The following is a 17,185-nucleotide window of genomic DNA, read 5'->3' as shown; positions in this document are numbered from 1 at the left end:
GCCATCGACAAGATTCTCACCGTTGACGAAATGATGCGGGTGGCGCGCCGGCGCGTGCCAAAAATGTTCTTCGAATATGCCGATAGCGGTTCCTATACCGAGGGCACCTATCGCGAGAACGAGAGCGATTTCAACAAGATCAAGCTCAACCAGAAGGTGGCGGTCAATCTTGAGGGGCGCAACCTCAAGACCAAGATGCTGGGCAAGGAAATCACCATGCCCGTCGCGATCGCGCCGGCCGCGACCGGGGGCATGCAGACGGCCGATGGTGAGATCAAGGCGGCCAAGGCGGCCGAAAAGTTCGGCATTCCCTTTTCGCTCTCGACCATGAGCGTGTGCTCGATCGAAGACATTGCCGAGAACACCACGGCGCCGTTCTGGTTCCAGCTCTATGTGATGCGCGATCGCGACTTCATCAATCGCCTGATCGACCGCGCCAAGGCGGCCAAGTGTTCGGCGCTGGTTCTTACGATGGACCTGCAGATCCTTGGGCAGCGCCACAAGGACATCAAGAACGGGCTGTCGACGCCGCCAAAGTTCACGCCCTATTCGATCTGGCAGATGATGCAGCATCCGCTCTGGTGTGCGCGCATGCTGGGCACCAAGCGCCATACCTTCCGCAATATCGTCGGCCATGTCAGCGGCGACCATGACCTGGCTTCGCTCTCGGCCTGGACGGCCAGCCAGTTCGACCCGACGCTCAACTGGGGCGACGTGCGCTGGATCAAGGAGCGCTTTGGTGGTCCGGTGATCGTCAAGGGCGTGCTCGATGCCGATGATGCGCAGGCGGCCATCGACAATGGCGCCGATGCGATCGTTGTGTCTAACCATGGCGGTCGCCAGCTCGATGGCGCGCCGTCGACCATTCGGGTTCTGCCCGAGATCGTCGACAAGGTCGGGCACAAAACCGAGGTTTATCTCGATAGCGGCATCCGCATGGGCCAGGACGTGATCAAGGCGCTGGCCTATGGCGCCAAGGCGACCTTTATTGGCCGGCCCATGCTTTATGGGCTTGGTGCGGGCGGGGAAGCGGGCGTGACGCGCGTGCTCGAAATCATCCGCAAGGAACTCGATACGACCATGGCGCTGTGCGGCGAGCGCGACATTCTCAATGTCGGCCTGCACAATATCTATTCGAACGACATGCCGCCGCGGAATGCGCCCAAGCCGCGCGCTTAGGTCTCAGTTTCAGAGACTGTGCGCTGATCAGCAATGCCGGCGGTAAGCTTGCGCCGCCGCCGGTCGGGCCCCGCATATTCCGGGGCCTCGATGAATTCGCGCGGTTTGATGTCGAGGCCGGCGATGCGCTTTTGCAGGTCGGTGGCCGAGAACGGCTTTTTGAGGAACTCGCTGACGCCGGCATCGCGGGCTTCGGCAATGCGCGCGATGTCGGGTGCTGAAGACATCATGATGACGGATGTGGTGCGGTTGGGGCTGTCGACATCGGTCCGCATCTGGCGCACCATTTCGACAGCGTCCGGTGGCCCCATCATGTCATCGAGGATGATGAGGCTATAGGAACGGCTGTCGAGCACGGCTTTGAGCTCGCGCGGGTTCGTAATTTCCAGAACCATGCGATGGCCGAGGCCTCGCACCATGGCCGCGATAAGCGAGGCCATGTTTTCCACCGGATCGGCGATCACGACGCCGTGCTTGACGATTTTATCCATTCCCAGCCCCCTGGAACCGGCGGAAACTCTAGCCTGATAAGGCTGACCTGCCGGTTAACGGAGCCCTGTAAGGCCGGGCGTCGAAACGGGGAAAACTCTTGCTCAGGCGCGTTGACAGAGCCCAGCCTTTTCCCTATGAAGAGCGCAGTTTTCGGGCGCCTTGGCGCCCCTTTTGTTTGACCAGGGAATTAGACCGATGAAGGTAACCAACTCGCTGAAGGCGTTGATGACGCGCCACCGCGCGAACAAGCTCGTCCGCCGTCGCGGTCGTGTCTACATCATCAACAAGGTGGACAAGCGCTTCAAGGCCCGCCAGGGCTAAGCGTTTCACGCTTTGCAAAGTTTCGACAAGGCCCGCATGCGAATGCGGGCCTTGTTGTTTCTGGACGGACGGAGCTGCGGTCTAGGACAAGACCATCCAGGCATAGGCAATGCCTCCAAGAAGTCCGGCCCAGATGCCGATCTGCAGCATCAGTAGCAGGATCTGACCCGTCCGGGACCTGGAGAAGCGCTCCCACATGTCCGCGATGAAAATCGTCAGGGCCTTGAGAGCTACCAGTCCTGCCATCCCCGCCAGTGCGATCAACAGTCCTTCCGGCCCGGCAAAGAGATAGGCTGCGGCCGCTATTGAGGTTGCGACCAGCAGCAGGCCCATGAGCCAGGCGGTGGCTTCGATGTGCATGCTCGATAATGCCCCCAGCCCCGACTTGACCCACAGGCAGACCGCGACCAGGACGACAAGTGTGCCTCCGGTCAGGATGAGGTTTGCGCTGAGGACCCAGACGAGGCCGGTCATCACCGCTATGGGGATGATGATCGCCCAGATATTCGGTTTGGGCTCGGTGCGGGTCCTGGTGCCGGTTTCCGGGCCGCCAACCGGATCTGGCGCAGGAATGCCCTTGCCCATGGCTTCGTCGTGGCGTCGCCAGGTCTCTGCGGCTTCCTTCAAGCGCCGGGCTTCATGAAGCGCCTCGAGTTCACGCGCATTGTCGGCGGTGCCCGTTCCCGCGCCGTTTCGGCCCATGGCACGCTGGGCTTCTATGCGGCGCCACTCTTCCTCTGTCGTCATGATGGTTCTCCCAGGCGCCTGCGGCGCCGCGGTTAGTCCAACTCGTCAAAGAATTCGGTATTGGGGCGCACGCCGATATAGTCGGCACCGCGGCTGCCCGTTTCGGCCGCGACTTCCTCGATGATCGCCCACAATTCGCGGCCATGCTGGGCGGTATAGAGTTCAAGCCGGATATCCATGGCGATGGACACATCGTCGAGACGCTGCATGCTGCCCGCCCGTTCCTGACGCACGCGCTCTATGTCCTCTTGCGATACGGGAATGCGTTCAAACTTGACGATCTCGGCGAAGTAACGGCTGCGCAGTTCGGGAGACAGGGTTACGGGCGACCCGTCCTGCCGCTGCACATATTCGGGGATGTATTGATCGAGAAAGGCGGCGGCGATCTTTTCGGCCACATCGCCCTGCGGCAGGCTCGCCAGGTCCGGCTCGGCATGTATGCGATATTCAAGCAGTGCGAAGGCCGGATCGGGTACTGCGGGGCAATTGGATCGGACGAAGAAGCGATCCTTTCCCCTATAGGGGAAAAAAGGGTGGCAGGTATTCGGTGACATTTACCAGTGTCGTGGTCTGATAGGGCTGGAAACGCCGGTAGTTCTCCCGTTCGGGATCGGGGTAATAGCAATTGAGTTGGTCGCCGTCGGCGCTGACCTCGGCAGAGAGCAGGGTGGCGCGGTCGGACATCAGCGGTCCCATCACGGCAATGGCGTCGAGGTTGAACTTGAGCCTTTCGACCATGGGCGCGTCGCAGCCGCCCAGCATCATGACCACCTGGCGAACCGCGGCCTCGGGATCCTCGGCAATGGCGAGCCGGACCAGATGGGCGGGGCCGAGCTTGCCAATGGGATTGGCCATGAAGCGCAGCGTTGCCTCTTCGAGGCTTGCACCGGACAGGTCACCGAGGCTCTCGGTGTCGTAGAGCGCTTCTGAGAACATGATCTGGTCCATCAGCTCGCGTTCGAGCACCAGGTTGTCGAACTGATCCGGCAGCTCGCAAGTGCGCCCGAGCGTGTCCAGAAATTCATGACGGAGTGCATAGGCGGCGGGGTGGCGCTCGGGCAGGTCGACATGGGTGTCTATTCGCCCTTCGACAATGTCGACGATCACCTGATGGGGAATGAGGTCCCAAAAGTCTCCAGTCTCACCGGAAGTGTCAGCGCCTGGCTTGGTCTTGGCGCCAGACAGGTCCTGAGCGGCCCCCTGCGCCAGTCCGGCGCCGGCAATCAGCAGGAGCAGACCCAAGTGACGCAACCCTCGGAGCAGCGTCTGACTGAAGAAGAGTTCGCGTTCCCGCAGCATCTGGCCCTCCACCGAGAAGGCGGCCGCAGGATGCGAAGGTCTGCATCTGCAGCCAGGATCCCATCACGTGGAGATGATTTTATACCAAGTGTAAACCAAGTCGAGAGGCGAGACGGTGGCGGAGGCAGATCCCCCAAAACAGAAAAGGCCCCGATCTTTTCGGGGCCTTTGTGGAGTCTCGTGCGGGATCGCGCCTTAGCTCGAACCGGCGCCGTCTTGGCGGACGAAGGCGATGCGGAGCATGTTGGTCGCGCCAGGGGTGCCGAGTGGAATGCCGGCGGTGATGGCGATGCGGTCGCCGGGGCGGGCAAAGCCTTCCTGATAGGCGATGACGCAGGCGCGATCGACCATGTCTTCGAGCGAGACCGCATCTTCGGTCTGCACGCAATGGACGCCCCACACCACCGACATGCGGCGGATGGTACGCATATTGGGCGAGAGCACGATGATGGGCTTGCTGGGACGCTCGCGGGCGGCGCGGATGCCGGTCGAGCCCGAGGCCGTGTAGGTGACGATGGCAGCAAGATCGAGCGTTTCGGCAACCTGGCGCGTTGCAGCCGAAATGGCGTCGGCAGCGGTTGCTTCCGGTTCGGTCTGGGCGGCGCGGATGATGTTGCGGTAGTTGGCGTCGCTTTCGACGGCAACGGCCACCTTGTTCATGGTCGCGACGGCTTCGATCGGGTACTGGCCCGAAGCGGACTCCGCCGAGAGCATGACGGCATCGGCGCCTTCGAAGACGGCGATGGACACGTCCGAGACTTCGGCACGGGTCGGGACGGGCGCAGTGATCATGGATTCGAGCATCTGCGTTGCCACGACCACCGGCTTGCCATAGCGGCGAGACATGCGGATCATGCGCTTCTGCAGACCCGGAACGGTTTCGAGCGGCAGTTCGACGCCGAGGTCGCCGCGGGCGACCATGATGGCGTCGGAAAGCTTCACGATCTCTTCGAGGCGATCGATGGCCTGGGGCTTTTCGATCTTGGCCATGACGCCGGCGCGGCCCTGGACGATCTTGCGCACGTCGATGATGTCTTCAGGACGCTGCACGAAGGAGAGGGCGATCCAGTCGGCCTCGGCCTTGAGGCCTTCCAAGAGGTCGGCATGGTCCTTTTCGGTGAGAGCACCGGTCGGGAGCAGCGTATCGGGCAGGGAAACGCCCTTCTTGTCCGAGAGCTTGCCACCATAGATGACTTCGGTCTCGATGACGCCGCCTCCGACTTTAGTCGCCTTGAGCTGCAGCTTGCCATCGTCCAAAAGGAGACGGTCTCCGACAGAGACGCTTTCGATGATTTCCGGATGCGGCAGGTAGACGCGCTCGGAATTGCCGTTGTCGTTCTTGTCGCTGTCGAGCGTGAATTTCTGGCCCTGGACCAGGTTGACCGAGCCCTCGGCAAACTTCCAGACGCGGAGCTTTGGGCCCTGCAGGTCGACCAGCACGCCGAGCGGGTGCTTCAGGCGCGCTTCGACATTGCGGATGCGCGCAACGGTCTGATGCAGAAGCTCGTGGCTGGCATGGCTCATATTGATGCGGAATACGTCCGCACCGGCCTTTGCCAGTTCCTCGATCATCTTTTCCTCGTTGCTTGCGGGCCCGAGGGTGGCGAGGATCTTTGCGCGTCTGATCCGTCTCATTGCGTATCCGTGCTCTGTCTGTCTGGTGGTGGTGGCGGAAGGGGTACCACCTGATCGGCATTTTCGGGGTCAACCAGGAAGGCTGGCTCTTCGAGATCTTCACCGGCGTCCGGACCGACCACATTGGGCGCGCCCGCGCTTTCGGTCAGCTGCAGCGTCCAGTCCGTCCGGTTCTGGGTATCGATTTCAAAGAACCCGGTGCGCTCATAGCCCCGCGCGAGGCAATCCTCAACCCCGAATATTGTGAAGGTTTCATCACGCGTGCACATGAACACCTGGCCGTCCCAGGCGCCGCCGCCAATATCGTCGACGGCATAGAGGTAATAAAAGCGCCGTTGCAGGTCGCCTTGATAGAGGGTGCGGCAATCGCCGGGCGGGGTTTGCCACCAGCCTTCACTCATCCAGCCACGTTCGGCGCGATAGCCAAGGGCCACGGAGAGGATATTGGCGGTCTCGTTGCAGATGCGAAGGTCCGCATAGGCCGGCGCGACCGGGCTTAGAAAAAAGCCACCCGCAAGAAGCGGCAAAAGCGTCGAGCCGAGGCAGAAGCGGTGCAAGAGCGGGCCATTGGTCATGGGAGATACCGGGAGTGTTTGAGCCGATGCGACAAGTCGGGTCAATGGCTAATGACGGGATTTGACGGAATTGCGGGCATGCAATGCGGTGATCTGTAGAGAATCGGCCAGTCAAGGGCTTGAACCGCGCGAGCCCATGGGGTTCAAGACAGCCAGAACAAAAAGAGGTTTACGATGGCCGTCGAAGACAGCGTCGCCCAGGACCAGCTCCGCGCCTTTATCGAGCGCATCGAGCGGATGGAAGAAGAAAAGGCCGCCATCGCGGCTGACATCAAGGAAATCTACGCCGAAGCCAAGGGCAACGGCTTTGATACGAAAATCCTGCGCAAGATCGTCACGATCCGCAAGCAGGACGCCAATGAGCGTATGGAGCAGGAAGCCATACTCGAGCTCTACATGTCGGCGCTCGGCATGATCGAAGGCGCTTCCGACCACTAAGGCTTTTGCGGCTCAGCCCGGTCAAGCCGGGCTGAGCGACGCAGTGGTGAGTTTTATCGAGCGCCAATAGGTGTTCGAAACCCGCTTTCCCGGCGAGATGGCATCGGGATAGTCGAATTTCAGGTCGACAAAGCCATCATCATCCAAAGCACTTGCCGGGATTGAAATGACAAAGCGCTCGGCCTTGTCGGGCGTTACGGCGATTTCCCCGATGTCATGACCGTTGGCGGAAATGAGGACGCGCTGTTGGGCTGGGCCCGGCAGGGTGACGCCGGTCAATTCCAGCATCAGGGTCAGCGGGCCCTGTGCGTCGACAGCAAAGCGCAGGCGCGAGGTTTCGCCGACCGAATGGGTGCCGTCACCGGCCGGGCCGGTCCACCCGCAGGGGCGAAGTTCGCGCGTTTCGTCGCCTTCGGAGCGGAAATTCAGTTCCGTACCCAGCACATATTCTCCCGTAACCGGCTGCGGCAGGCAGGTGGTGGTGCGGTCGATATAGTAGGCGCGATAGTCGGCTGAGACATTGGGGTGCAGCGCCTGCCAGAGGACGGCGAGCTCGAAGAGGGCGAGGATGGCCGCGAGGGCATAGGCGCCGAGGGTCAGCGGCGAGCGATCAGACAAGCGCAACATTGCCTCCCAGCCAAGCAAGGGTGACGAACCAGGCGCCGATGATCAGGCCGATGAGGCTGATGGCGAAAATCACGCGGTTTTTGCCCAGGATCGTTGCCGCCGTGATGGTGATCGGCGCCATGCCGGCCATGAACCGCAGCATGGAGGCAAGGCCGGCCGCGAGCGGAATGATGATGCAGAAGAGGCAGAAGACCACGGCGGGCCACTGCTTGCGCCAGGCGAGGACGCCGGTGATGACGAGGCCGGTGACGGCGGCGAGGGCGAGGATCTGGGAATTGCTCAGCAGGGCGCCGCCATTCGGCCAATTGACGAGACCTTCCCACAGATAGGTCGCGGGATTGGCAATCTGGCGGCCCCAGGCGCGCTGGGTGTGGCTGAAGGCGAGGCCATCGCCGATCCAGTAATTGAGGAAGGCCGCATAGGTGAAAAAGCCGAGCGGCGAGATGAAGATGGCAAGGACCAGTTTCGGTTGCCCGAGAAGGCCGCCCACTATGCCGCGCCACGTCCCCTTGTCCTGTCGGTAATCCATCAGCGCTTTCACGCCGATGGAGAGCGAGGCGAAGACGCCGACGATGCGCGTGCCAGAGAGCAGGGCTGCGGAGGCGGCAGCGCCGAGATAGTCGGAGCGGCCGAGGAAGCGGAAGACCAGGGTCGTCAGGAGGACGAACATCACCTCGGTGAAGAAGGTGGTGAAATAGAACGACAGGGGGCCGGACAGCACGAAGGCCGCGTAGAGCGTGTAGGCCCTGATGTTTCGGCCCAGAAGCGGCCAGGCGACGATGACAGCGGCATAGGCGGTGGCGATCGAGAGCAGGCTTGCCAGCACGATGGTGGGTAGCGGGATAAGCTTGCCGATCAGTCCGACGAGGATCGGGTAGAACGGAAAGAAGGCCCAATTGCCGGCGGAGACACGCGAAGGCACCGGGAAAGTGTCATAGCCGGTTTCGGCCATGCGGATGTACCAGGTGCAATCCCAACGGCAGAGTGCGTCGAAATACTGCGTCCATTCGGTATCGGGCTCAGCATAGCGGAAGGCGAGGAAGCGGATCAGCGTGCCGCTCAGCACGAAAATGAGCGGCAAAAGCAGGACTATCGCAGTGGGCCGGTCCTGCCTGAAATCGGTACTGGGGGAATGCACGGCGCCTCCAGCCATGAGGGGAATGTGTGGATTGGCACAAAGCGTGGCGGGCCACATCTGCGCTGGGCGCAACCCTGCTATGAAATCTATCCCACGCAACTTTAAGTGCGCGGCGTGCTTTTAAGGGAAATGCCCCGCAGCCAGAGTGCTCAAGAAAAAATGTCGAACGGCCCCATCCAAGAAGCCAGCGTCGCACTTCATACCAATTTCCGTCCCCCGCAGCTTGCCGTCATCGTCCCCTCCTATAATGAGCGGGGCAATATCGAGTTGCTTTACGAAAAAGTCGCGCTGGCGCTGGGCGACACGCCCTGGGAAATGATCGTCGTCGACGACAATAGCCCCGACGGGACGGCTGACGTCGTCAATGAGCTGAGCCGGGTCTATGCCAATATCCGCTGCGTCCGGCGCTTTGGTCGTCGGGGTCTGGCTTCGGCCTGTGTCGAAGGCATGGCCGTTACCGCGGCGCCCTATGTGGCTGTCATCGATGCCGACCACCAGCATGACGAAACCATCCTTCCCAAGATGCTGGCCAAGGCGATCAATGGCGCTGATCTCGTCGTCGGTTCGCGCTTTGCCGAGGGCGGTTCGGCCGGCGATGGCCTCAGCGCCACGCGCCTTTCGGGCAGCAATCTTGCCAATCGCCTTGCCGGCATGATTGCGGGGCAGGCCGTCAGCGATCCGATGAGCGGCTTTTTCCTGATGCGCCGCGAGGCGGCACTGGAAGCGGCGCCGAAGCTCGCGAGTGACGGGTTCAAGATTCTCATCGATCTGATCGTCACCTCGGCCCGCATGGGCAAGCCGCTCAGAATAGCCGAAGTGCCCTATACGTTCCGTCCGCGCCATGCGGGCGAGAGCAAGATGAACCCGCTGATCGTGATCCAGTATCTCGGCCTCTGGGTGTCGAAGATGACGGCTGGCGCGCTGCCGCCCAGCTTCCTGCTGTTCGGTCTCGTGGGGGGCACGGGTGTCGTCGTTCACCTTGCGGCGCTGGCGCTCTTCACCTCGATCTTTGGTCAGGGCTTTGTGGTGTCGCAGATCGCGGCGACGCTGATCGCGATGGGCTGGAATTTCGTGCTCAACAACAACCTGACCTATGCTGACCGCAAGCTGAAGGGCACGCGTCTGGTCACGGGCTTTTTGAGCTTCTGCGCCATCTGCGCGCTCGGCGGCATTGCCAATATTTCGGTCGCCAATGCGATCTACCAGTGGGATCACCAGACCTTTGTCGCCGGCCTCTCGGGCGCGATCATGAGCTCGGTGTTCAACTATGCCGTGACCCGCGCCTTTACCTGGAAGTAAGGCAGGGCATCACCCCAAACAAAAATCCCCGCGCGAGCGGGGATTTTTTTATGCGCTTTTTGGGACCGGACTAGGCCTGTGCGAGGGCCGCCTTCATGGCGGCTTCGTCGTAGCCGAGGGCGGTCAGCGCGGTCTGGACGATGCCGTGGCGATCGAGGCCGGCAGCGGCGTACATGTCGGACTGGCTCGAATGCTCGTCAAAGCGATCCGGGATCATCAGCGGACGGAAGCGCACCTTGCCGTCGAGGAAGCCGTTCGAGGCGAGGAAGGTCGCGACATGGCTGCCAAACCCGCCGAGGCCACCTTCTTCGGTCGTGATCAGCACGTCGTGGGTCTGGGCGAGGTGGGCGGTCAGTTCTTCGTCGAGCGGTTTTAGGAAGCGCGCATCGGCGATGGTCGGGTTGAGGCCGAGGGCGGCCAGCTTATCAGCAGCGGCCATGACTTCGCCCAGGCGCGTGCCATAGGAGAGAAGGGCAATGGTGCTGCCTTGGCGCACGATGCGGCCTTTGCCGATGGGCAGGATCTCGCCACGGACGGGCATATCGACGCCCATGCCGTCGCCGCGCGGATAGCGGAAGCTGATCGGGCCGGCGTCATAGGCGGCGGCGGTCGCAACCATATGGCGGAGTTCGGCTTCGTCAGATGCGGCCATCTGCACGATGCCGGGAATGGCACCGAGATAGGCATTGTCATAGTTGCCGGCATGGGTCGGGCCATCGGCGCCGACAAAGCCGGCGCGGTCGATGGCGAAGCGCACCGGCAGGCCCTGGATGGCCACGTCGTGGATCACCTGGTCATAGGCGCGCTGCAGGAAGGTCGAATAGATGGCGCAGAAGGGGCGCATACCTTCGCTGGCAAGGCCGGCCGCAAAGGTGACGGCGTGCTGCTCGGCAATGCCGACGTCGTAGATGCGCGTGGGGAAGAGTTCAGCGAACTTGTCGAGGCCGGTGCCGTTGGGCATGGCGGCGGTGACGGCAACGACGCGCTTGTCGGTCTCGGCCTCCTGAATGAGACTCGACGCAAAGACCGAGGTATAGGAGGGCGCATTGGACGGTGCCTTGGTCTGGGCGCCGGTGATGACGTTGAATTTTGAGACGCCGTGATATTTGTCGGCCGAGTTTTCGGCCGGGGCATAGCCCTTGCCCTTCTTGGTCACGACATGGATCAGCACAGGGCCCTTTTCCATCTCGCGCACATTGTCGAGCACCGGAAGCAGGTGGTCGAGATTGTGCCCGTCGATGGGGCCGACATAGTAGAAGCCGAGCTCTTCAAAGAGCGTGCCGCCGGTAAAGAACGAGCGGGCGAATTCTTCGGTTTTGCGGGCCGGCTCGTGCAGCGGTTTTGGTAGCTTGCTGACGATAGACTTTGCCGCATCGCGCGTACCGCGATAGGCCGGGCTCGAGACGAGCTGGGCGAGATAGGCCCGGAGCGCGCCGGTCGGCGGCGCGATCGACATGTCATTGTCGTTGAGGATCACAACGAGGCGGGCGTCCATGTCTCCGGCATTGTTCATGGCTTCATAGGCCATGCCAGCGGACATGGCGCCATCGCCGATAACGGCGACGACATTGCGCGGCGTGCCGAGATGCTCGCTGGCGACGGCCATGCCGAGGCCGGCCGAAATCGAGGTCGAAGAATGGCCGGCGCCAAAGGGGTCGTATTCGCTTTCGGCGCGGCGGGTGAAGCCGGAAAGGCCATCCTTCTGGCGCAGGGTGCGGATACGGTCGCGACGACCAGTCAGAATCTTGTGCGGATAGGCCTGGTGGCCGACGTCCCAGATGATGCGATCATGCGGCGTGTCGAAAACCGCGTGCAGGGCGACCGTCAGTTCAACCACGCCGAGGCCGGCGCCGAGATGGCCGCCGGTGACGGAAACCGCATCGACCATTTCGGTGCGCAGTTCATCGGCAAGCTGGCGCAGCTGCTCGCGAGGAAGGGCGCGCAGGTCGGCGGGCGATTGGACCGTGTCGAGCAACGGAGTTTGCGGCTTTTCGGCCAAGCGGGGGCTCCTTGGGAAGCGGCGGCAACACGAGTTCTTTAGGCGCGTGCCTGTGCCAATGCAAGGACCGGCACCACGCGGCGCCGGTCACATCAAACGCTTGAAATCAAAGAAAGTGGCGCGGATGCGGCACCTGGCCGCGTTTTAGTTGGTCGCCGGTGCGAAACGGCGATTTCCGCCCATGGTCGTGTCTTCGCCGGCACCCATGACGATGACATAGCGGCCCATTTCCGGGGTCGGGTCGAAATCGGCCTCGTCGCGATCAAAGATCACGGCGAAATGGTTCGAGCTGAGGCTGGCTGGCGCGGCGAAAACGTCGGCGACGTGTTCGAAATCGGGGGCGACGAGGTCGGGCTTGCGCATGCCATCGGCAACCGGGCGCGAGACATGACTGGTGAGGGCCGCGACGAGGTCGGCTTCCTGGGCCGCTTCGGCAGCGGTGAAGGTGCCGGAGAAGAGGTTCGCCATTTCGTTCTGGGAGGGCGGCAGCGCCGTCAGTTCGGTCGGCATTGGGGTGCCGACGGAAGCCAGAACGGAGCGCGAGGCGGCGGGCGTTGCCGGGATGGAGCCGGTCACGGTGGGGCCGAGCGAGGCGATCACCGGACGACCGAGGCCGGTGGGGGCAGCCGCATAGGCCGTAAGCGTGACTTCAGGCTCGGCCGCGCGGAGCGGCGGCATGGGCGTCGGCGGTTCAGTGAGCGCGGCGAGGGCCGTTACCGCATCACCGGCCGGCAAAGCCGAGGCCGTGGCGACGCGCAGGGTTTCGGACTTCATCGCCGGGATCGGCGCCATCACGGGCGTCGTCAATTCCGCTGCATCGAGCGGCGCGCTGCCGACGGTCGAAAAGGGCATGAAAGCGGGATCGGCCGGGATCGGGGCCACGGCGGCCGCCTGCGGTGCGGCCGCAGCAACCATCATGCTGGCCGGGCGCGGAGCGGGAACGGGAGCAAGGTCGGAGGTAGCAGCTTGCGGCGCCACGGCGGCAACCTGCACCGGGGCAGGGGCTGCTGCAGCGACGGGGGCGGGGGCGCTGCCCGGCTTGCCGCCAAACAGTACGTCCATCAGCGTCTTGCCATTACCGCCGCCGGCATCGGCAACCATGGTGCCTGACGAACCGCGGCCGTTGCAGGGATAGGCGTGGCACTGTTTCCACTCGGCGAGGGCGATGTTGTAGCCTTCCTGCGAGAGCGGCTTGCCGTCGGTCGGCAGGTGCATGGTGCGGCCGTCGGGGAAGATTTCTTTCAACTGTGCGCGGGTCATGCGCGGCCAGGCGCGGACCGAGCCGACGTCAAGATGAACGAAGGGGCTGCCCGAGGTGGGGTAGAAACCGACGCCGCCGACCTGCTTACTCATTGCCACGGCACGCAATTTTGCCAGCGGCACGCCGGGGATGAAGAAATCCATCGCAGTGCCGCGCATGTGCTGGGAATTGTCGGCGACGCCCGAAGACTTGTCCGCCAGCATGGCATTGGTGGCGGGGGAGCGGTAAGCGGAGACGACGTTGATCGGCTGCGAGCCGCCAACCTCTTGATAAACCTCCCAAATCAGGTCGAAGAGGCGGGGGTCCATCTTGGTGGGTTCGTTGCGGCGCCAGTCGCGCAGGAACTGGTTGAGCTCGTTAAGGCCCGATTGCACATATTGACCATTGCGCTTGAAGACGATGCGCGAGGTTTCCTTGGTGTGCGTATAGTAGAGATAGAGCGCGCGCTCGGTCGCGGCCAGCGCCGGTTGCACGGCAAAAATGCCGGCCAAACAAATAGTTACAAGCGTCGCTGCGACAAAACGCAGAAAAACACCACGCTGCAAAAAGGAAATCCCCGTCACGCCTAACTCTGCCCGGTTCAATGCCAGTATCGTTCGACGCTAGCGCAAAAATCGCTCGATTTTATTAACGCTAACCAGTTGTGAACCGACCGTAGGCCCCCTCACGCCTTCGTTATTTAAGGGCAAAAGCGGGCGCAACCAAGGCGAAAATGCTAACAGACTGTTACCGTCGAGCGCAGCCGCGGACACATTTGGTTACGGAGAGAGTTCTTCGGGGACGTTTTCGACCTCGGCCACGATGGTGGGCGGGGCGGAATTGGCAAGGCCCATGGCTTCGATCAGCTTTTCATTGTGACCGTAGACGTCGCCAAAGTTGCGGATCGCCCCGTCGGTGCCGACGCGCAGGGTGAAATAGGCGAGGTGCACCGGAATCTGGGTTTCCGGGTTCACCCAGCGCTCGGAGGGGCCGAACATGGCTTCGAGCGAGGCGCGGCTGATCTTGGCCTCATTGGCCATCAGCGCATCGGCAAATTCGAACGGGTTTTCGACGCGGATGCAGCCATGGCTGAAGGCGCGGAAGGAGCGGGCGAAGAGCGACTTGGACGGCGTATCGTGCAGATAAACGTCGTGCTTGTTGGGGAAGAGGAACTTGATCTGGCCAAGGGCATTGCCGGCGCCGGGGCGCTGGCGGACCTTGAAGGGGAAGTAGGACGTGGAAACCTGCGACCAATCCACCTGCCAGGGGCTGACCGGCGTGCCGTTATAGAGCAGATCCATATTGTGGCTATCGGTATAGCCCGGATTGCGCAAAACGGCCGGGGCGATCTCGCCCTTGATGATCGAGGACGGGACGTTCCAATAGGGGTTCACGACCAGGTGCCGGATATTGTCCGAAAAAATCGGGGTCTGGTTCTTGGTGGTGCCGACGACGACGCGGGTGCCGTATTCCTCGACGCCATTGCGCTGAATGGAGAGGCGGAATTCGGGGATGTTGACGAAGACGTTGAACTGGCCGAGGTCGGCCGGCATCCAGCGCCAGCGTTCCATATTGGCCAGAATGTCTTCGCGGCGCGTGGCATTGCCGCCATTGAAGGCGGCGATGGTTGCCGGCCCGATAATGCCATCGACTTCGAGGCCGACACCTTCCTGGAAGGTTTCGACGGCGGTGACGAGGGCATCGTCATAAAGGGTTGAAGCCCCTGCGGGCAGTTCGAGCCGCGCGCGGATGGCGTGGACGCGGGCATCGGTGCCGCCGGGACGCAGCACCGGGCCATCGCCGATGGGCGCGGGGCGGGCCGTGGTGCTGGCCTCGAAATTGGCAAGGGCGGCCTTGAGGGCCAGGAATTCGGGATGTTTTGGCTCAAGCTCGGCAAGGATCGGGGCCGGGTCCTGGCTCTGGGCGAGGCGCTCCAGAAGGGCTGCCTGGTCGAGGGTTTTTGGCTGGATGTCGAGGTTTTCGCTGACCGACTGGGGACGGATGCGACCATTGTAGAGATGGTTGGCATAGCGCAGGACGGCGCCGGAAAAGGCGGTTTCGAGGCCGGCAAGGGCAAGCGGGTCGGTGCTGCTGGCGCGCGCGAGGTCGATATCAGGCGTCAGATAATCGCTGGGGCGCAGGCCTTCGGCTTCGGCCTGTTCAAAGAGGGCGATGATCTTCTGGGCGGCAGGCGAGAAGGTGACCTTGCCACCGGCGGTTTCGCTGAGCCAGATCGGCTCGAAGTGGCGTTCGCCATAGAGGAAATAGAGCTTTTGCGCTTCTTCATAGGCGCGCGAACCGGTCTTGGCGGAGCCATAGGCAGAGGAGAGGCCGGTCTTGATGGTGCGGGCCAGATCGTTTTGCGGCGGAGCGATGACCACGGGCTGAATGGCAAGGGCGGCCACTTCCTGGCCGATTGCCGAATGGCCAATAGAGGTCGCAGCAAGCACTGCAACGAGACTGACCAATAGCTTACGCATCTTCGCTCCTAACCACGCCGGAAACGCCTGCGAATCCAAGAGATTCGGGCGCAACTGGAGTAAATTCATTACTCATGAAACCTTAACGGGAGCAATCGCTCCCATAAACGTGATGTTCATCTGTGGCCGAGAGGCAACGCGCGGGCGGAAGGGGTGTGGGAGCGAGCTTTCTCCAAGCCCTTGTTTTGTCGTGGGTTCGTGGGAAAGGCGGGGGCTGCCGCGATAGAACAGGGCAGCCTGCGCCCATGTGGACGGACATTTTGGCTGGTCGTCTTGTTGGGTTCGTCCTTGCAGATCGTCACCCTCGGGCCTGACCCGGGAGCTCTCCATTCGCTGCGCAATAGCGAAGTGAAGTGTTCTCGGGTCAAGCCCGAGGATGACGTTCAGCGCAAGCGCCCGGCTCGTTCTATTCCCTCGGGGCCTTGCCGAAGATCAGCGCGGCGTTGACGCCGCCAAAACCGAAGGAATTGGAGAGAGCATAGTCGAGCGCCTTGGCGCGCGGCTGGTTGGGGACGAGGTCGAAGGGGGCGGCTTCTTCGATCGGGTCTTCGAGATTGATGGTGGGCGGGAGCTGGCCGGTTTCGAGCGCCTTGATGGAGAAGACCGCTTCAAGCGCGCCGGCAGCGCCGAGGAGGTGGCCGGTCGCCGACTTGGTCGAGGAGATGGAAAGATCCTTGCCGCGGCCGGTGAAGACGGCGGCCAGCGCCGCGATTTCGGCTTGATCGCCGACGGCCGTGGACGTGGCGTGGGCGTTGACATAGCCGATCTGAGACTGGTCGAGGCCGGCCATGGAGAGCGCGTTGCGGATGGCGACCTGGGCGCCGGCGCCGTCGGGTGCGCCGGCGGTCAGGTGATAGGCGTCAGCCGAGGTGCCGTAGCCGGCAAGGACGGCGAGCGGCTTGGCGCCGCGGGCGCGGGCGTGGCTGAGCTTTTCGATGACGATTGTGGCGGCGCCTTCGGAGAGGATGAAGCCGTCGTGACCCTTGTCGAAGGGGCGCGAGGCCTTGGCCGGATTATCGGCATGGGATGCCGAGAGGGCCCGGGAGGCGCCGAAGCCGCCGAGGGAGATGGGGTCGACCGAGCCTTCGGCGCCGCCGACGACGGCGATCTCGGCTTCGCCGGTCATGATCAGGCGCATGCCATCGCCGATGGCCTGGGCCGAGGCGGCGCAGGCGGTGACCGGGGTGCCGATGGGGCCGCGGAAACTATGGATGATCGAGAGCCAGCCAGCGGCAAGATTGGCGAGGAACGAGGGAACGGTGAAGGGCGAGAGACGGCGCGGGCCCTTGGTGTTGATGGTTTCAACGGCGCGGGCCATGACGGGGGAACCGCCGACGCCGGAGCCGATGATGGTGGCGGTGGCGGCTTGGTCCGCCGGGCTTTCGGGGTGCCAGTTGGCCTGATTGAGAGCCTCGGCGGTGGCGGCGATGGAATATTGGATGAAGACGTCCATCTTCTTGATGTCCTTGCCGTCGATATGATCGGCGGGATCAAACCCGGCCTCATCATTGGCCTTGGACGGGACGAGCCCGGCAATGTGGGACACAAAATCGGTGGTGTCGAAGCGGTCGTTGCGGACGACGCCGCTGCGGCCGGCGAGGAGACGCTGCCAATTGGTTTCGACGCCGACGCCGAGAGGGCTCACCACTCCCATGCCGGTAACGACGATGGGGTCCTGGGGATCGGGGCGCAGCATGTCTTTGTCTCCTGTGTATA

Annotated in this window: 16 protein-coding genes; 4 read left to right on the top strand and 12 right to left on the bottom strand. The window is 62.7% G+C overall.

Annotation, left to right across the window (positions count from 1 at the left end):
• Positions 1-3 precede the first annotated feature (3 nt).
• Positions 4-1,179, top strand: coding sequence for an alpha-hydroxy acid oxidase (locus tag NVV77_RS14910; protein ID WP_295414701.1), 1,176 nt, complete (start codon positions 4-6; stop codon positions 1,177-1,179).
• On the opposite strand, the gene NVV77_RS14905 is transcribed toward NVV77_RS14910, so the two are convergent.
• On the bottom strand, positions 1,176-1,670 hold the full coding sequence (locus tag NVV77_RS14905; RefSeq protein WP_295414631.1) for a PleD family two-component system response regulator: 495 nt from the start codon (positions 1,668-1,670) through the stop codon (positions 1,176-1,178). The genes NVV77_RS14910 and NVV77_RS14905 overlap by 4 nt on opposite strands.
• Positions 1,671-1,866: 196 nt before the next feature.
• Between NVV77_RS14905 and ykgO the strand changes: the two genes are divergently transcribed.
• Positions 1,867-1,992 (top strand): type B 50S ribosomal protein L36, encoded by a 126-nt coding sequence (gene ykgO, locus NVV77_RS14900; protein ID WP_046144158.1) that lies wholly within the window; start codon positions 1,867-1,869, stop codon positions 1,990-1,992.
• Between the two features lie 81 nt (positions 1,993-2,073).
• Here ykgO and NVV77_RS14895 read toward each other — a convergent pair whose 3' ends face one another.
• From NVV77_RS14895 to NVV77_RS14875, 5 genes are all read right to left on the bottom strand, one after another.
• Entirely contained in the window at positions 2,074-2,739 is a 666-nt protein-coding gene (locus NVV77_RS14895; RefSeq protein ID WP_295414628.1) for a hypothetical protein, read from the bottom strand.
• Positions 2,740-2,771: 32 nt separating this feature from the next.
• Positions 2,772-3,293: a hypothetical protein gene (locus tag NVV77_RS14890; RefSeq protein ID WP_295414626.1), complete on the bottom strand. Its 522-nt coding sequence runs from the start codon at positions 3,291-3,293 to the stop codon at positions 2,772-2,774.
• The gene (locus NVV77_RS14885; RefSeq protein WP_295414625.1) at positions 3,256-4,038 is read right to left on the bottom strand and encodes a hypothetical protein; all 783 of its coding nucleotides are present in this window, start codon (positions 4,036-4,038) and stop codon (positions 3,256-3,258) included. Before NVV77_RS14885 ends, NVV77_RS14890 begins: the two co-directional genes overlap by 38 nt.
• Before the next feature lie 195 nt (positions 4,039-4,233).
• On the bottom strand, positions 4,234-5,673 hold the full coding sequence (gene pyk / locus NVV77_RS14880) for a pyruvate kinase (RefSeq protein WP_295414624.1): 1,440 nt from the start codon (positions 5,671-5,673) through the stop codon (positions 4,234-4,236).
• Complete coding sequence (locus tag NVV77_RS14875) at positions 5,670-6,248, bottom strand: DUF1036 domain-containing protein (RefSeq protein ID WP_295414623.1); 579 nt, start codon at positions 6,246-6,248, stop codon at positions 5,670-5,672. Before NVV77_RS14875 ends, pyk begins: the two co-directional genes overlap by 4 nt.
• A gap of 174 nt (positions 6,249-6,422) precedes the next feature.
• On the opposite strand from NVV77_RS14875, the gene NVV77_RS14870 reads away from it, so the two are divergent.
• Positions 6,423-6,686, top strand: a complete 264-nt coding sequence (locus NVV77_RS14870) for a DUF2312 domain-containing protein (RefSeq protein WP_295414621.1) — start codon at positions 6,423-6,425, stop codon at positions 6,684-6,686.
• 21 nt (positions 6,687-6,707) lie between these two features.
• Here the strand turns inward: NVV77_RS14870 and NVV77_RS14865 are convergent, their stop codons facing one another.
• Both NVV77_RS14865 and NVV77_RS14860 read right to left on the bottom strand, forming a co-directional pair.
• On the bottom strand, positions 6,708-7,310 hold the full coding sequence (locus NVV77_RS14865) for a hypothetical protein (RefSeq protein ID WP_295414619.1): 603 nt from the start codon (positions 7,308-7,310) through the stop codon (positions 6,708-6,710).
• On the bottom strand, positions 7,297-8,451 hold the full coding sequence (locus tag NVV77_RS14860; protein ID WP_295414617.1) for a hypothetical protein: 1,155 nt from the start codon (positions 8,449-8,451) through the stop codon (positions 7,297-7,299). Before NVV77_RS14860 ends, NVV77_RS14865 begins: the two co-directional genes overlap by 14 nt.
• 159 nt (positions 8,452-8,610) lie before the next feature.
• On the opposite strand from NVV77_RS14860, the gene NVV77_RS14855 reads away from it, so the two are divergent.
• Positions 8,611-9,750: a glycosyltransferase family 2 protein gene (locus NVV77_RS14855; RefSeq protein ID WP_295414615.1), complete on the top strand. Its 1,140-nt coding sequence runs from the start codon at positions 8,611-8,613 to the stop codon at positions 9,748-9,750.
• A gap of 70 nt (positions 9,751-9,820) precedes the next feature.
• Here the strand turns inward: NVV77_RS14855 and dxs are convergent, their stop codons facing one another.
• The 4 genes from dxs to fabF form a co-directional block, all read right to left on the bottom strand.
• Positions 9,821-11,749, bottom strand: a complete 1,929-nt coding sequence (gene dxs, locus NVV77_RS14850) for a 1-deoxy-D-xylulose-5-phosphate synthase (protein WP_295414613.1) — start codon at positions 11,747-11,749, stop codon at positions 9,821-9,823.
• A 144-nt stretch (positions 11,750-11,893) separates the two neighbouring features.
• Positions 11,894-13,573: a DUF882 domain-containing protein gene (locus NVV77_RS14845; protein WP_295414611.1), complete on the bottom strand. Its 1,680-nt coding sequence runs from the start codon at positions 13,571-13,573 to the stop codon at positions 11,894-11,896.
• A 195-nt stretch (positions 13,574-13,768) separates the two neighbouring features.
• Positions 13,769-15,469: a L,D-transpeptidase family protein gene (locus NVV77_RS14840; protein WP_295414610.1), complete on the bottom strand. Its 1,701-nt coding sequence runs from the start codon at positions 15,467-15,469 to the stop codon at positions 13,769-13,771.
• A gap of 406 nt (positions 15,470-15,875) precedes the next feature.
• Complete coding sequence (gene fabF / locus NVV77_RS14835; protein WP_295414608.1) at positions 15,876-17,165, bottom strand: beta-ketoacyl-ACP synthase II; 1,290 nt, start codon at positions 17,163-17,165, stop codon at positions 15,876-15,878.
• Positions 17,166-17,185 lie beyond the last annotated feature (20 nt).

This window comes from Devosia sp., from assembly GCF_024707125.1.
Classification (GTDB): Bacteria; Pseudomonadota; Alphaproteobacteria; order Rhizobiales; family Devosiaceae; genus Devosia.
Note: the sequence above shows the minus strand (reverse complement) of the source record. Positions and strands in the feature narration are given on the sequence as shown.

What these genes read in the sequence shown, in the direction of transcription:
- NVV77_RS14905 (WP_295414631.1), bottom strand. Translation starts at nt 1,670, where the DNA reads ATGGATAAAATCGTCAAGCACGGCGTCGTGATCGCCGATCCGGTGGAA.
- ykgO (WP_046144158.1), top strand. Translation starts at nt 1,867, where the DNA reads ATGAAGGTAACCAACTCGCTGAAGGCGTTGATGACGCGCCACCGCGCG.
- NVV77_RS14895 (WP_295414628.1), bottom strand. Translation starts at nt 2,739, where the DNA reads ATGACGACAGAGGAAGAGTGGCGCCGCATAGAAGCCCAGCGTGCCATG.
- NVV77_RS14890 (WP_295414626.1), bottom strand. Translation starts at nt 3,293, where the DNA reads ATGTCACCGAATACCTGCCACCCTTTTTTCCCCTATAGGGGAAAGGAT.
- NVV77_RS14885 (WP_295414625.1), bottom strand. Translation starts at nt 4,038, where the DNA reads ATGCTGCGGGAACGCGAACTCTTCTTCAGTCAGACGCTGCTCCGAGGG.
- pyk (WP_295414624.1), bottom strand. Translation starts at nt 5,673, where the DNA reads ATGAGACGGATCAGACGCGCAAAGATCCTCGCCACCCTCGGGCCCGCA.
- NVV77_RS14875 (WP_295414623.1), bottom strand. Translation starts at nt 6,248, where the DNA reads ATGACCAATGGCCCGCTCTTGCACCGCTTCTGCCTCGGCTCGACGCTT.
- NVV77_RS14870 (WP_295414621.1), top strand. Translation starts at nt 6,423, where the DNA reads ATGGCCGTCGAAGACAGCGTCGCCCAGGACCAGCTCCGCGCCTTTATC.
- NVV77_RS14855 (WP_295414615.1), top strand. Translation starts at nt 8,611, where the DNA reads ATGTCGAACGGCCCCATCCAAGAAGCCAGCGTCGCACTTCATACCAAT.
- NVV77_RS14840 (WP_295414610.1), bottom strand. Translation starts at nt 15,469, where the DNA reads ATGCGTAAGCTATTGGTCAGTCTCGTTGCAGTGCTTGCTGCGACCTCT.
- fabF (WP_295414608.1), bottom strand. Translation starts at nt 17,165, where the DNA reads ATGCTGCGCCCCGATCCCCAGGACCCCATCGTCGTTACCGGCATGGGA.